Here is a 13,867-nt window from a genome sequence, read left to right as displayed (position 1 = left end):
ATTTTTGGCACGCTGTTGAGTTCTCAAGGAACGGACACTTCCTTCGTACTCACCCGAGAGACTCTCTCAGGCTTTCCTCCGGGCGTTTCCCTTCGATGTTTCAAACTCTATCAGTGAATTTCCGTCTCTCTGACCACAGTTCTGCGGACATGCAGAACCAGGGAGCGAGATAGAACCTGACAAGTTGAGTGCTGCCGGGCAAGAACACTTGATCGCGTTGCTCAGCCCCAAGCAGGAGTACGACTCTACATGGGGCGCTGGAGGGGAAGCAAATCGTTTGCGCCCTGCTCTACGGCCGTCGACCAGGTCCTCTCGCAGGGAACGTCCACTTCATATGACATACCCTGCTGAGCAGTGCGCCGTCCGGGACAGGTAGCGACGGCCCATATGAATCTCCGCCCCTGGGAGGCTTCCCATGACCACCGTGACGTCCCCTCTTGCAGGACGCGCCATCGGACTCACCGAGGTACCGGATCCCGTGTTCTCCGGGGCCATGGTCGGCCCCGGCATGGCGATCGACCCCGTGCGTGAACCCTCGGAGGCTGTCGCCCCCGTAGATGGAGTGATCGTCTCGCTTCATCCTCATGCCTTCGTCGTCGTCGACGGCGAAGGCCATGGTGTTCTCACGCACCTCGGTATCGACACCGTGCAGCTCAACGGCGAGGGCTTCGACCTGCTCGTCAACAAAGGTGACACCGTGACGCGCGGACAGGCCGTCGTTCGTTGGAACCCGGCTGCCGTCGAGGCGGCCGGCAAGTCCCCGGTGTGCCCGATCGTGGCGCTTGAGGCCACAGCCGGGTCCCTCTCCGACGTCCGCGAGGACGGCGATGTGAAGGCCGGAGACGAGCTCTTCGGCTGGCAGTGACGTCAACGCCGACGTAGACGACAAGCAGGACAACCACCGCAGCGGCGCTACCCGCCGCACTATCGGAGACGGGTGAGATGGAGACAACGCTGCGAGGCGTCGGCGTGAGCCACGGTGTGGCAATCGGCGAGGTTCGGCACATGGGAACGGCGGTTCTTGAACCGCCGGCCAAGCAGATCCCGACGGAGGACGCAGAGCGCGAACAGGGGCGTGCCCGCAAGGCCGTGGAGGATGTGGCAGCGGACCTGGTTGCGCGCGGCAATCTGGCCGGCGGCGAAGCTCAGGCAGTGCTCGAGGCGCAGGCCATGATGGCCGAGGACCCCGAGTTGATGGCGGATGTGGAGCGTCGGATCGCTGTAGGCAGCACCGCCGAGCGTGCGGTCTATGACGCTTTCGCTGCCTATCGCGCGCTGTTGGCCGCCGCCGGTGAGTACCTCGCCGGTCGTGTTGCCGACCTCGACGACGTGCGGAATCGTATTGTCGCCCGGCTGCTCGGGGTCCCCATGCCTGGGGTGCCGGACAGCGACGAGCCGTATGTCCTTATTGCTCGTGACCTCGCGCCGGCGGACACCGCGCTGCTCGACCCCACTCTGGTACTCGGTTTCGTCACCGAGGAGGGTGGGCCGACCAGTCACAGCGCCATCCTGGCGCGGGCGCTCGGCGTTCCGGCCGTGGTTGCGTTGCCTGGTGCCGGCGAGCTCGCAGAGGGCACCCTGATCGCGGTGGACGGCAGCACCGGTGAGATCTTCGTGGAGCCTAGTGCGGAGAAGAAGGAGGAGTTGGAGGCAGCTGCGGCAAAGCGCAAGGCGGCGCTGTCCTCCTTCACCGGACCCGGCGCCACGTCCGACGGGCACAAGGTGCCGCTGCTGGCCAATGTCGGGGGCCCCGCAGACGTGCCTGCCGCTCTCGAAGCCGGTGCTGAGGGCGTCGGTCTGTTCCGTACCGAGTTCCTCTTTCTGGACGACAGCAAGCAGGCGCCGTCCGAGGAGAAGCAGGTCGAGGCCTACCGGCAGGTTCTCGAGGCGTTTCCCGAGGGCCGTGTCGTGGTGCGTGTGCTCGACGCCGGCGCGGACAAGCCGCTCGACTTCCTGACACCGGCCGACGAGCCGAACCCGGCACTGGGTGTGCGGGGTCTGCGCTCACTGCTCGACCACCCTGATGTGCTTCGCACGCAGCTGACCGCCCTCGCGAAGGCTTCTGAGGGGCTGCCGGTCTACCTCGAGGTAATGGCTCCGATGGTCGCGGACCGTACCGACGCCAAGGCGTTCGCGGAGGCGTGCCGTGCTGCCGGGCTGCAGGCGAAGTTCGGCGCGATGGTGGAGATTCCGTCGGCTGCGCTTCGGGCGCGCTCGATCCTTCAGGAGGTCGAATTCCTGTCCCTGGGGACCAACGACCTCGCGCAGTACACCTTCGCCGCCGACCGGCAGGTGGGTGCGGTGTCTCGTCTGCAGGATCCGTGGCAGCCGGCGTTGCTCGACCTGGTCGCGCTGTCCGCCGAGGCGGCGAAGGCCGAGGGCAAGAGCTGTGGGGTCTGCGGTGAGGCAGCGGCGGACCCGCTTCTCGCGTGTGTGCTGACCGGTCTGGGGGTCACCTCCCTGTCGATGGGTGCCGCGTCGATCCCTTATGTCCGGACGACGCTCGCGAAGTACACGCTGGCGCAGTGCGAGCGTGCCGCTGCCGCTGCGCGTGCGGCGGACACGGCCGAGGAGGCGCGCAGGGCGGCTCAGGCGGTGCTGTCCGGCGAGTAGCCGGACCACGTCGTCGTTCGACCGTTGCCGAGGGGCGCTCCACCTGCCGGGTGGGGCGCCCCTTTGGCGTTCAGTGCGCGTGCCCCGTGATTGCTCCTCCCTCGCCAAGGTCGGGTGGTGCGCAGTAGTCGACTCCGGATTCCGGGGAAACCAGGTCCCCGGAATCCACGTCGGTGCAATAGGCGTCGAAGACCTCGGCCGCGGTGAGGGGCTCCAAGCCCTCACCGCGGAGTCGCCAACCGTAGACACGGTCGGTCCTGTCGTGGGCGGTGATGCGCATGACGAGGCCCCCGGGACTCCGGGTGGCGATACCCAGAGCCAGAACGGTGGTGAATTCGAGGGCCTCGGTTTCGTCGAGGTGGATGGTGCCCGCGTCGTCGTCGGCTCGGAGCGCGGCAACGAGCAATTCAGGCACTGCCGAGACACTGCACACGAGATGGAGGTGGCCGGCTTGCGCGGTCTCGAGAATGCGGCTGAGCAGCCGGGAGGCGTGGGCGAAGGATGCGCGTCCGATGTCCTCGCCGCAGGACGCGCAGTTTCCGATACGGGCCAGGAGCGAGGTCGCGTACTCCCAGGTCGCCTGGCGGACTGCCTCGTCTACGAGGTCGGGGACGAGTTCGTCGAGGGGCTGCCCCTCGTACATGACGGTGGGGCCTGTCGCTGCCAGTTCCGCTGTGAAGCGGGTGCGGCTCGACGGGGCGTCGGGTTCCAGACCGCTCTCGGCGCAGAACTCGGCGTATTCCTCGGGGTCGAAGAGCGCCACTGTGGTGTGGCCGCCCTGGGCAGCCAGGGCCCTCAGCAGGGATTCCACTTGCTGGAGGTAGGTGGTGTGGTTGTCGAAGGCGAACGTGCGGTAGCGCCGCATCGCCGTGAAGTCCTGTTCATCGGTCAACAGGCCGATGGTGCCCGCGATTTCGCGGCGCAGGACGCGTCGCATGCTCTGGTGCTGGGTGTGCGCCATGTTTCCCCCTGTGCGCAGTCGATCAATGCTCACTCACAGTAACCGGCGGCACTGACAATGCCGGTGGGTGAGGACGGTTCGCTGCGTAGTTGGGTGGCGTGGAGTACGTCCGTCAGGCGCGCTTCTGGGCCAGGTCTTCGTAGAAGCGCAGTAGTTCGACGTTGTCCACCGAGCCGAGGTTGACCGCCTTTTCCAGGGAGGTGCCCTGGAGGAGGCGCTTGATCGGGACTTCGATGCGCTTGCCCGTGAGGGTGTGGGGGACGCCGGGGACCTCGATGACCTCATCCGGGACATGGCGCGGTGAGAGCTGCTCGCGGATGGTCTGCCTGATGCGGGTCAGAAGAGCCTCGTCGAGTGCCGCACCGGGGGCGAGGTGCACGAAGAGCGGCATCCAGTAGCCGCCGTCGGGCTGTTCGATGCCGATGACGAGCGACTCCTTGATCTCGGGAAGGCGCTCGACGGCTTCGTAGATGTCGGCCGAACCCATGCGCACACCCTGGCGGTTGAGCGTGGAGTCCGAGCGGCCATGGATGACGACGGAGCCGCGCGAGGTGACGGTGATCCAGTCGCCGTGGCGCCACACTCCGGGATACGTGTCGAAGTAGCTGTCGTGGTACCGGCTGCCGTCGGGATCGTTCCAGAAGCGGACAGGCATGGACGGCATCGGATTGGTGACCACGAGTTCACCGACTTCGTCGGTGAGTGGCTTGCCACTGGGATCCCAGGACTGGAGGTCGGTGCCGAGGGCGGGCGCCTGGAGTTCCCCGATGTACACCGGCAGTGTCGGGACGGCGCCCGCGAAACAGGAACACACGTCGGTGCCGCCGCTGACGGACGCGATCCACAGGTCGTCGCGGACCTCGTCGTGGAGGTAGCGAAAGCCGTCGGGGGGCAGGGGCGACCCGGTGGTGGCGACGCACCTCACGCGCGCGAGGTCGAAATCGTGGGAAGGATTGACGCCCGCCTTACGGCACGCCATGACGTACGCGGCGGACGTGCCGAACAGCGTCGCTCCCGTCCGTTCGGCGATGCGCCACTGGGCGCCTGTGTCCGGGTAGCCCGGGCTGCCGTCGTACAGGACGATCGTGGTGCCGGTGAGGAGCCCGGAGACCAGGAAGTTCCACATCATCCAGCCCGTGGACGTGTACCAGAAGAAGCGGTCTTCGGGGCCGAGGTCGCAGTGCAGACCGAGCTGCTTGAGGTGCTCGACGAGGATGCCGCCCTGGGACTGGACGATCGCCTTGGGGAGACCGGTCGTGCCCGAGGAGTAGAGCACCCACAAAGGATGGTCGAAAAGGACCTGCTCGAAGACTGGCTCCACGTCGGCGGAGGTCAGGGCAGACCATTCCAGGGCGCCCTGAGGAGCTTCGGTGCCCAGCAGGGGGATGTGTACGACGGCGCGCAACGTCGGCAGTTCACGGCGCAGCTCGGCGACGGTGTCGCGGCGGTCGTGCTCCTTCCCCCCGTAGCGGTAACCGTCGACCGTGAAGAGCACCACGGGTTCGACCTGCTGGAAACGGTCGAGAACGCTGCGGGCGCCGAAATCGGGGGCACAGGACGTCCACACACCGCCCACGGCGGCTGTGGCGAGGAGGGCGATCACGGCCTGCGGAACGTTCGGGACATAGCCGCAGATCCGGTCACCCGGGCGTACGCCGAGCGCGCGCAGTTCGGCGGCCAGGGAGCCGACCTGGCGTCGCAGCTCGGACCAGCTGACGGGGGTGGGCTCATGGGTCTCGTCGACGTACAGGAGCGCCGGTTCCTCCGAACGGGTATCGGCGGCGCGCAGAGCGTGCTCGGCGTAGTTGAGGGTCGCACCGGGGAACCATTCGGCGCCGGGCATGGAGCGGTCACCGAGCACGCGCACGTAGGGGGTCGAAAACCGTACGTCGAACCATTCGGTGACGGCTTTCCAGAAGGTGTCCAGCTCGTCCACGGACCAGCGGTGCAGTGCCGCGTAGCCGCCCTCCGCCGGGGCTCCGTGCCGCTCGGCCGCCCAGGTCTGGAACTTGGTGATCTGCGCCTGGGCGATGCGTTCCTCGGTGGGCTGCCAGAGCGGTGAGGGCTGAGAGGTGGACATGGAGCGGCTCCCGGGCTGTGCGCGTCGTGGGCGTCTGTCGCGCACGGGCTGGGGTGTGCGCGTCACACGGCTGCCATGGACGATGCCATGTGATCGACTTCGGCACCAGAGTGCGCCCCACACAGTCGCCGACGTGAAGATGTGGTCTCACCACGGGTGAACGGAAGTTGAACGACTCACACTTATGGCTTGGTCAATGGCAGGCTGAGCAGCATGAACGGTCGTGACCTGGTGCGTTCGATGAAGGTGATCGGTTCGGCGGGGGCGGCCCAGGGGTTGCGTACCGTGCGAGCCGCGGTGCGCAGGAAGCGTGCCGACGCCATCGGGCTGCCCAAGCGAGGCGCCGAACGCGCTCGGGTGCCAGGGCCGGTGCGAGGCGTGGATCCGGGCCCCGGCGGTGGAGTCGTCCGCTTCACCCGCTCCGAGCTGAGGATCACGGTCACTGTGAACGGGGCGATTTTCTGGGGATGGGACGGAGCGGACCCTGAGCCGTCGTACGCGCTCGCGGGCCACTGTCCGGAGCCGGACCCGCGCGCCGTCCTGGAGCCCGACAAGGACGGCGGTTGGCGGGTCGTCTCCGAACGGGCGACGGTCGTGGTGTCACGGCACGGCGCCGTCGAGGTGCACACCCCCGGTGGCGTGATGCTGCGACGCGATCTGCCGCCCCGTTGGTGGGAGTCGGTCGACGGCGGCGCGGCGCGCTGGATGCAGCGCTCCGAGGTGGCCGTCGACGCCCGGTTCTTCGGCCTGGGCGGCCGTGCGGCGGGCCCGCGGCTGCGCGATGGGAAGTACCGGCTGTGGAACACGGATCCCGGGAAGGCCTTCGCGCCCGGCGACGATCCCCTGTACATCACCATGCCTGTGCAGTTGGTGGTTGCCGACGCGGCCACCCATCTCGTGTTCCACGACACTTCGTGGGACGGCACAGTGACGTTGCGCGAGGGTGAGGAGGGCGCCGGCTCCGGGCACGACAGGGCCGGGTCGTCCGAGTTGCGAATGGACGGCGGCCCACTGCGCTGCTGGGTGATGGTGGGTACCCCCGCGCGCGTGCTGCACGCCTGGGTCGCGCTCACCGGGGCCCCCGCGCTGCCGCCCGGGTGGGCGCTGGGGCACCATCACGCGCGGTGGGGTTTCGGCAGCGCACAGGAGGTGCGACGGATCGTCGCGGGCTACCTGGAGCGTGGCCTTCCGCTCGACGCCGTCCACCTGGACATCGACCACTACGACGCGAACCAGGTGTTCACGGTGGACCGGGAGCGCTTCCCGAAGATGCCGGAGCTCGCGGAGGAGTTGCGGCGCGACGGTGTCCGGCTGGTGTCGATCGTCGACGCGGCGGTCAAGGCTGAGACGGGCAACGCGGTGTACGACAGTGGCGTCGGCGCCGACGCGTTCGTCCGGGATGTCTCGGGGCGGCTCGTGCGAGGTGTCGTATGGCCTGGGGAGTCGGTTTATCCGGACTTCACGGACCCGCGCGTGCGACGGTGGTGGGGCGGGCTCTACGAGGAGCGGCTCGCGCAGGGTTTCGCCGGGTTCTGGCACGACATGAACGAGCCGACATCGTTCACGGCCTTCGGGGAGTCGACGCTGCCGCGTTCGGCGCGGCACTCCCTGGAGGACCGCGGCGGTGACCACCGCGAGGCGCACAACGTGTACGCGCTGGGCATGGCCCGGGCCGGGTACGAGGGTCTGCGTGAACTTGCGCCCCAGGAGCGGCCCTTCATCTTCTCGCGCTCGGGGTGGGCCGGAATGCAGCGCTACGGAGGGACCTGGTCCGGGGATGTGGCCACCGGCTGGCCCGGCCTGCGGGCGTCACTTTCGCTGGTGTTGGGCTTGGGGTTGTGCGGGGTGCCGTACTCGGGGCCTGATGTGGGCGGTTTCGACGGGAGTCCGTCGCCCGAGCTGTATCTGCGGTGGTTCCAGCTCGGTGCCTATCTCCCGCTGTTCCGTACGCACGCGAGTCTGCGGGCGGGGCGCAGGGAGCCCTGGGAGTTCGGTGACGACGTCCTGGAGCACGCGCGCGTGGCGCTCGTCGAACGGCGGCGGCTGCTCCCGTACTTCATGACCCTGGCGCATCTGGCTCGACGTACCGGCGCGCCCTATGTGCGGCCCGTGTGGTGGGGCGCGCCCGAGGACCGGGCGCTGCGCGACTGCGAGGACGCCTTCCTGCTCGGTGACTCTCTGCTGGTGGCGCCGGTGCTGAACCCAGGGGCGGACCGGCGTGCGGTACAGCTGCCGCGGGGGCGCTGGTACGACACGGTCACCGAGGAAGCCTATGAAGGGCCGGCTCAGGTGCTGATCGAGGCCCCCTTGTCGCGGATTCCGGTGCTGGCGCGTGCCGGTGCCGTCGTGCCCGTTCGGGGTGCCGATGGTGGTCTGGAGCTTGAGGTGTGGGCTCCCGCGCGGGGGCGTGTCGGGGGCGGGCTTGTCGTGCCGGACTCGGACGACGGGTGGGACGAGCTGGAGATCGAGCGCTATGTGACGCGTTGGGAGGGGGCGCAGTTGGTCGTACTGCGGGATGGAGACGGCGGTCTGAGTGAGCCTGCGTATCCGGTGCGGGTGCGGGGGCGCCGGGCTCCGTGACGGCTCACTGAACGCCCCCGCACGGCTTCAGGCGGGGCGCCTCAGATGTACCGCCCCTCGAACCATCCCTGCACCGCCAAGCTGTGCAGGGGAAAGGCGAGTTCGGCCGGTCGGCGCAGCAGGTGCCAGCCCGATGTCTCTTCGGTGGCGGCGGACGGCGGGAGTTCGGCGGCCGGGCGTTCCGGGAGGAGCCCGAAGAGCAGCAGGTGCCCGGCCGGGGAACTCATCGCGTCGGCGAGCCGTACCTCCCGGCTCGCCACGTCGATGCCCGTCTCCTCCCTGAGCTCCCTGACGACGGCGTGCCGCCAGTCCTCACTGTGGTCGATGAACCCGCCGGGCAGAGCGATGCCCCCGCGCGCGGGGTCGATGGTCCGGGTGATCACGACCAGGGAGGTGCCTTGGGCGTCGTACACGGGTTGGAGGGCCACGGCGACCGGCAGTGGGTTGCGGTAGGCCACGGTGGAGCAGACGCGGCAGGTGCGGGGCCAGCCGGAGACGCCCTCTCCGTAGGGCGCTCCGCAGCTCGAACAGTGCGAGTCCGGCGCGAAGTCGGCGGGCGGGTGCGTGGATGGGGTTGCGGACACGCCGCGGACTGTATCCGATCACTTGAGCGACATCGTCAGCAGGCCGTTGGTGGGCCGTGAACCCCGGGTGGAACGACGGGCGTTGGTGTTGGTGCGGCGGCTCGTGCGTCGCGGGCTGCCAGGGATGGGTGGAACGGCCCCCGTGGGCCCCGGCCGTCGCTGCCGGTACTCCGACACCGGGAGGTTGCCATGGTTCTTCTCTGCGCCCTGCCCAATTCCCGTTGCCCGTGGCACACTCCTGACGTCCCGTCAGGTCCAGTGTCGTGGAGGAGCCGTGTCACGTTCACGCCTACCTGTGGTCGCCCGGTGGTTCTCCGGGGACGGTGACGACTTCCGTCTCCTCGGTACGCGCTGTTCGACATGCGCCTCGGTCTTCTTCCCACGCGAGGACGTCTTCTGCCGCAATCCGGGCTGTTCGGGCGGCGGTGAGCTGTCCGAGGTGCCGCTGTCCCGGCGCGGTCGTGTCTGGTCGTACACGGACAGCCGGTACCGGCCACCGTCACCGTATGTGAGCGATCCGGAACTCTTGTGGGAACCCTACGCGTTGATCGCTGTGGAGCTGGAGCGCGAGCGAATCGTCGTGCTCGGTCAGGCGGTTCCCGGGATCACTGTCGCCGACCTGGCAGTGGGCATCGAGGTGGAGGCCGTCCCCGGTGTGCTGAACGAGGACGAGGAGACGATCTGGACGACGTGGCACTGGCGGCCGACAGGAGTGGCGCAGTGAGAGGGCGTGTGGCGTACGGGGGTGACGGCATGAGCGGTGACGTGGCGGTGCTCGGCGTGGGTATGCACCCCTGGGGCAAGTGGGGGCGCGGCTTCGTCGAGTACGGGGTCATGGCGGCGCGGGCGGCGCTCGCGGACGCCGGTGTGGACTGGCGGGATGTCGACTCGATCGTGGGTGCGGACACTGTGCGCGGCGGATATCCCGGGTACGTGTCGGGGGCAGCGTTCGCGAAGGCGCTCGGCTGGCAGGGGGCGCGGGTCGCGAGTGTGTACGCGGCGTGTGCCTCGGGAGCGCATGCTCTCAACACGGGGCGGGCGCAGATACTTTCCGGTCTCGCGGACGTCGTACTGGTGGTGGGGGCGGACGCGGCGCCCAAGGGCTTTTTCCGCCCGGCGGGCGGCGGCGACAGGCAGGACGATCCGGACTGGCTGCGGTTCCGCGTCCTGGGGGCGACGAATCCGACGTACTTCGGGTTGTACGCGCGGCGGCGGATGGCCGTCCACGGGGACACTCTCGAGGACTTCGCGCAGGTCAAGGTGAAAAACGCCGCCCTAGGGGCACTGAATCCGAACGCGAGGTACAGGAAGAGGGTCACCGCCGAGGAGGTCGCCGGTTCGGCGGTCGTCGCCGACCCACTGCGGCTGCTCGACATCTGCGCCACCTCCGACGGCGGGGCGGCCGCCGTACTGTCCAGCATGGGCTTCGCGCGGCGCCACGGTGTCGCGGATCCCGTGCGGATCCGCGCGGTGTCCACCGTGACGCCGCGTTATCCCAACACGGTGCTCGACCTGCCGGACATCGCCACGGACTCCGCGGCCTCGATGGAACCCGCGGCCGAAACCTTTCGGACGTCCATCGCGCGGGCGGCGTACGAGGAGGCGGGCATCGGTCCCGAGGATCTCTCCCTCGCCGAGGTGTACGACCTGTCCACGGCTCTGGAGTTGCAGTGGTACGAGGACCTGGGGCTGTGCGCGGAGGGCGAGGCCGCGAAGCTGCTGCGGGAGGGTGCGACGACGCTGGGCGGGCGAATACCCGTGAACGTGAGCGGTGGGCTGGCCTCCTTCGGGGAGGCGGTTCCGGCGCAGGCCATCGCCCAGGTGTGCGAGCTGACATGGCAGTTGCGGGGCGCCGCGGGCGAGCGGCAGGTCGTCGGGGCCCGGGTGGGGATCAGCGCGAACCAGGGGCTGTTCGGACATGGTTCGTCGGTCATCGCCGTGCGGTGACCCCGGCAACCGCACGCACCCACTGTGACGAGCGCGAATTCCTGCGTGAACAGCTCGTGAATCGCGCCTGAGCGTGCGCCAGGGGCGCGATTATTCTCCCGTGCCCTCCTGGTCGGATACGCTCCGCTTCGCCTTTCAGCCGGTCGTCAATCTGACGACCGGAGGGGTTGCCGCTCTGGAGATACTCGCCCGCCCGGAGGCCGGTGACATCCTGGCGCAGGCCCGTCGCGACCCCGAACTCGACGGCCGGCTGGCCGCGTTCGCGATCCGGGCGGCCGCCCGCAAGGAGATCCTCCTGCCCCTGCACGTCAACGTGTTCGCCGGGACGCTGGCCGATCTCGGCGGGCTCTCGGCCCTGCGCGACGCGGTGCGCGAGGCAGGGCGGCTGCCGTGGGAGGTGACGGTCGACGTAGGTCCGCCGTACACGCACGTGCCGCAGCACGCCCTGCTGGACGCGGTTGCCGCCTTGCGGGGCGAGGGCTTCCGGATCTGCGCGGACGGGGTGGGCGACGGCGACGTACCCCTGCGGCTGCTCACGGACCTCGCGCCCGAGCTGATGAAGCTCGACGTGTCCCTGCTCGCGCGGCCCGCGGCGGTGCGGGCGATGCGGACGCTGTGCGAGGAGCTGGGTGCGCTGCTGTCCGTCGAGGGGGTGGAGACCGAACTGCAGTGCGCCGCGGCGGTGGCGGCGGGCGCGCAACTGGCGCAGGGCGACCTGTTCGCGCCGCCCGCTCGGCTGCCCGCGGCGGACGTATACGTGCCGACGCTCTCCCCCGGTGTCGCCGAGACCTCTCGATCGGGGCCGTCCGTACGGCAGTTCGTGCGGCCCGCCGCGCTGCTGCCCGCCACGGCGTCCGCGGGGCAGGTGCGGGCGCTGCTCACCGGGTCGTCCGACGTGTCCGGGGTGCTGCTCGTGGACACGTCAGGGGTTCCGGTCCGGTCGGTGCACCGGTCGCGGTTTCTGCTGTCCATGTCGGGGCGCTACGGACATGCGCTGTACGCCGACAGACCGGCGGCCAAGCTCGGCGATCCGCCACGTACGGTCGGGGTCGACGCCACTGCGTGGGAGGTCCTCGACGTGGTGGCGGACGGGGACCGGGACCGTACGTCCGACGATGTCGCGGTCGTCGACCGGTCCGGGAGGTGTGTGGGTGTCGTGCGACTGGCGGACCTCGTACGGGCCTTGTCCGAGAGCCGGGTCGAGGAGGCCGCGGGGCTCAATCCGCTGACGAGGCTGCCCGGTTCGGACGCGATCACCGGCGAGGTGGACCGGCGGATCGCGGACGGCCGGATTTTCGCACTGAGCTGGCTGGACGTAGATCACTTCAAGCAGGTCAACGACGGGGCCGGGTTCGCGGCGGGTGACGACCTGATCCGGGCCGTCGGACGGGCACTCCAGCGCGCTGCGTCCGGAGCGACTCGGGTGGGGCACATCGGCGGGGACGACTTCCTGGTCCTCGCGGACCCTGACACCCTCGATCCCCTGGCCACCTCGGTACTCGACACGCCGTGGACGGCGGGCGGACGGACCGTCACGCTGTCGCTGGCCACGGTCCTGTGCGCACCCGGCAGCGTGACCGACCACCGACAGGCTGCCGCCTGCCTGGCACCCCTCAAGCAGGCCGCGAAGGCTCTCCACGGGGCGAGTTGGGTGCTGGGGCGCGCGGGGCTCGCGGGGCACGAGATCCGTCGTGGGGCCGGTACGGCGCCGACGGAGGATGGATTCTGGTGGGCGGGACGGTCCGGGACTGACCGCATGAGCAGCTGATCGACGGCCCGGTCGGCGGTTCACCGGCCGACTCGCCGAAGGCGACGGTCGGACTGCGGGTGCCCCACCACCGATCTGCAGGGCCGCAGGGCCGAGACTGCGGCAGCCACCGCCGTCGGCCGACTCGCGAGGACAGCCGGCCGCAAGTCGGTCTCCTGGGGCCTCTATGCCGGTAGCCCTGCACCCCGGCCGACGGCACCTGGACCGACGGGAACGCCGATTGGCCGCGACGAGCCGCTTTTCGGCCGGGGTCGACCGCCGCGATGCCACCCCGCACCGCCCCACCAACCGTTGCTGTCCGCGACCTTGACGCCTTATGGGCGCCGGTGAACACTTCCGGGTGTCAGTCGGTATCGCCGCATTCGGGCGTCTTCACGCACCGCGCCGCTCGGGTTTCCGACCTGCACCAAAGGTGCCATTCCCATGGGCGATTCCGCTGCGACGGCACGCTCGTCACGGACGCCGGGCGGGAAGCGGGACCTTCCTGCCTTCGGCTGAAGTAGCCATGGGAAACGTGGGAAACGCATCCTGCACAGTGGCCCGGAGCCGATCGCTCCGGACCAGGCCTAGGAGCCGCCATGAGCAACGCAGACATCTTCGTCGGCGAGTTGATCGGCACCGCCATTCTGATCCTGTTCGGCGCGGGAGTGTGCGCCGCGGTCACGCTCAACAAGTCCAAGGCCCGTGGAGCGGGCTGGGTGGTCATCGCCTTCGGGTGGGGCTTCGGCGTCCTCGCCGGCGCGTACACCGCGGCGCCGCTGTCGGGCGGGCACATCAACCCGGCGGTGACGATCGGATTCGCGATCGAGGGCTCCACGAAGTGGGAGGACGTGCCCTTCTACGTTCTCGGGCAGTTCGCCGGAGCCATCGTCGGGGCCGTGCTGTGCTGGCTGCTCTACCTCGGCCAGTTCAACCTCAACGCCGAGGAGACCGAAGAGCACACAGCCATCGAGACGCTGGGGATCTTCTCGACCCGGCCTGAGATCAACAATCCCGTGCAGAACCTGATCACCGAGTTCATCGCCACCATCGCCCTGATGCTGCCCATCCTGGCGATGGTCGGCGGCGACAAGCACGTGGCGGGTATCGGGGACGCGGGTTTGCCCGTCCTGCTCATCGCCTTCCTCGTCGTCGGGATCGGCCTTTCGCTCGGCGGCCCCACGGGATACGCCATCAACCCGGCCCGCGACCTCGGGCCGCGACTCACGCACGCGCTGCTGCCGATACCCAACAAGGGCACCTCGGAGTGGAGTTACTTCTGGATCCCGGTGGTCGGCCCGATCGCGGGCGCCGTCGTCGGCGCCCTGATCTACATCGCAGCCTTCTGACGAAGG

At 69.3% G+C, this 13,867-nt stretch carries 10 protein-coding genes; 7 read left to right on the top strand and 3 right to left on the bottom strand.

Translation table 11 applies throughout. The features are described from left to right. Positions 1–415 precede the first annotated feature (415 nt). Together ACFYPC_RS35320 and ptsP are read left to right on the top strand one after the other, a co-directional pair. Positions 416–865 (top strand): PTS glucose transporter subunit IIA, encoded by a 450-nt coding sequence (locus tag ACFYPC_RS35320; protein ID WP_391891403.1) that lies wholly within the window; start codon positions 416–418, stop codon positions 863–865. A gap of 77 nt (positions 866–942) precedes the next feature. Beyond that, the gene (ptsP, locus tag ACFYPC_RS35315; protein ID WP_391891401.1) at positions 943–2,613 is read left to right on the top strand and encodes a phosphoenolpyruvate--protein phosphotransferase; all 1,671 of its coding nucleotides are present in this window, start codon (positions 943–945) and stop codon (positions 2,611–2,613) included. A gap of 70 nt (positions 2,614–2,683) precedes the next feature. On the opposite strand, the gene ACFYPC_RS35310 is transcribed toward ptsP, so the two are convergent. Both ACFYPC_RS35310 and ACFYPC_RS35305 read right to left on the bottom strand, forming a co-directional pair. Continuing rightward, positions 2,684–3,574, bottom strand: coding sequence for a hypothetical protein (locus tag ACFYPC_RS35310; RefSeq protein ID WP_391891399.1), 891 nt, complete (start codon positions 3,572–3,574; stop codon positions 2,684–2,686). A gap of 112 nt (positions 3,575–3,686) precedes the next feature. Next, entirely contained in the window at positions 3,687–5,654 is a 1,968-nt protein-coding gene (locus tag ACFYPC_RS35305; RefSeq protein ID WP_391891396.1) for an acetoacetate--CoA ligase, read from the bottom strand. Between the two features lie 213 nt (positions 5,655–5,867). Here ACFYPC_RS35305 and ACFYPC_RS35300 point away from each other — a divergent pair, with 213 nt between their 5' ends. Next, positions 5,868–8,234 (top strand): TIM-barrel domain-containing protein, encoded by a 2,367-nt coding sequence (locus ACFYPC_RS35300; protein ID WP_391891394.1) that lies wholly within the window; start codon positions 5,868–5,870, stop codon positions 8,232–8,234. A gap of 41 nt (positions 8,235–8,275) precedes the next feature. Here the strand turns inward: ACFYPC_RS35300 and ACFYPC_RS35295 are convergent, their stop codons facing one another. After that, entirely contained in the window at positions 8,276–8,818 is a 543-nt protein-coding gene (locus ACFYPC_RS35295) for an NUDIX domain-containing protein (RefSeq protein ID WP_391891393.1), read from the bottom strand. Positions 8,819–9,113: 295 nt separating this feature from the next. Between ACFYPC_RS35295 and ACFYPC_RS35290 the strand changes: the two genes are divergently transcribed. The 4 genes from ACFYPC_RS35290 to ACFYPC_RS35275 all read left to right on the top strand — a co-directional run bounded on the left by ACFYPC_RS35290 (position 9,114) and on the right by ACFYPC_RS35275 (position 13,861). After that, positions 9,114–9,542, top strand: coding sequence for a Zn-ribbon domain-containing OB-fold protein (locus ACFYPC_RS35290; protein ID WP_391891409.1), 429 nt, complete (start codon positions 9,114–9,116; stop codon positions 9,540–9,542). Between the two features lie 29 nt (positions 9,543–9,571). Beyond that, positions 9,572–10,765 carry a lipid-transfer protein gene (locus tag ACFYPC_RS35285; protein WP_391891391.1) on the top strand — a complete coding sequence of 398 codons (1,194 nt, stop codon included), beginning with the start codon at positions 9,572–9,574 and terminating at the stop codon, positions 10,763–10,765. Positions 10,766–10,865: 100 nt separating this feature from the next. Further along, positions 10,866–12,533, top strand: a complete 1,668-nt coding sequence (locus ACFYPC_RS35280; protein ID WP_391891389.1) for an EAL domain-containing protein — start codon at positions 10,866–10,868, stop codon at positions 12,531–12,533. 578 nt (positions 12,534–13,111) lie between these two features. Continuing rightward, on the top strand, positions 13,112–13,861 hold the full coding sequence (locus ACFYPC_RS35275) for an MIP/aquaporin family protein (RefSeq protein ID WP_391891388.1): 750 nt from the start codon (positions 13,112–13,114) through the stop codon (positions 13,859–13,861). Positions 13,862–13,867: the final 6 nt, after the last annotated feature.

The sequence above is a fragment of the Streptomyces sp. NPDC005808 genome (assembly GCF_042871385.1).
In the GTDB taxonomy this organism is placed as follows: domain Bacteria; phylum Actinomycetota; class Actinomycetes; order Streptomycetales; family Streptomycetaceae; genus Streptomyces.
The sequence above is the reverse complement of the archived record's forward strand: the minus strand, read 5'-3'. Positions and strand labels throughout refer to the sequence as shown.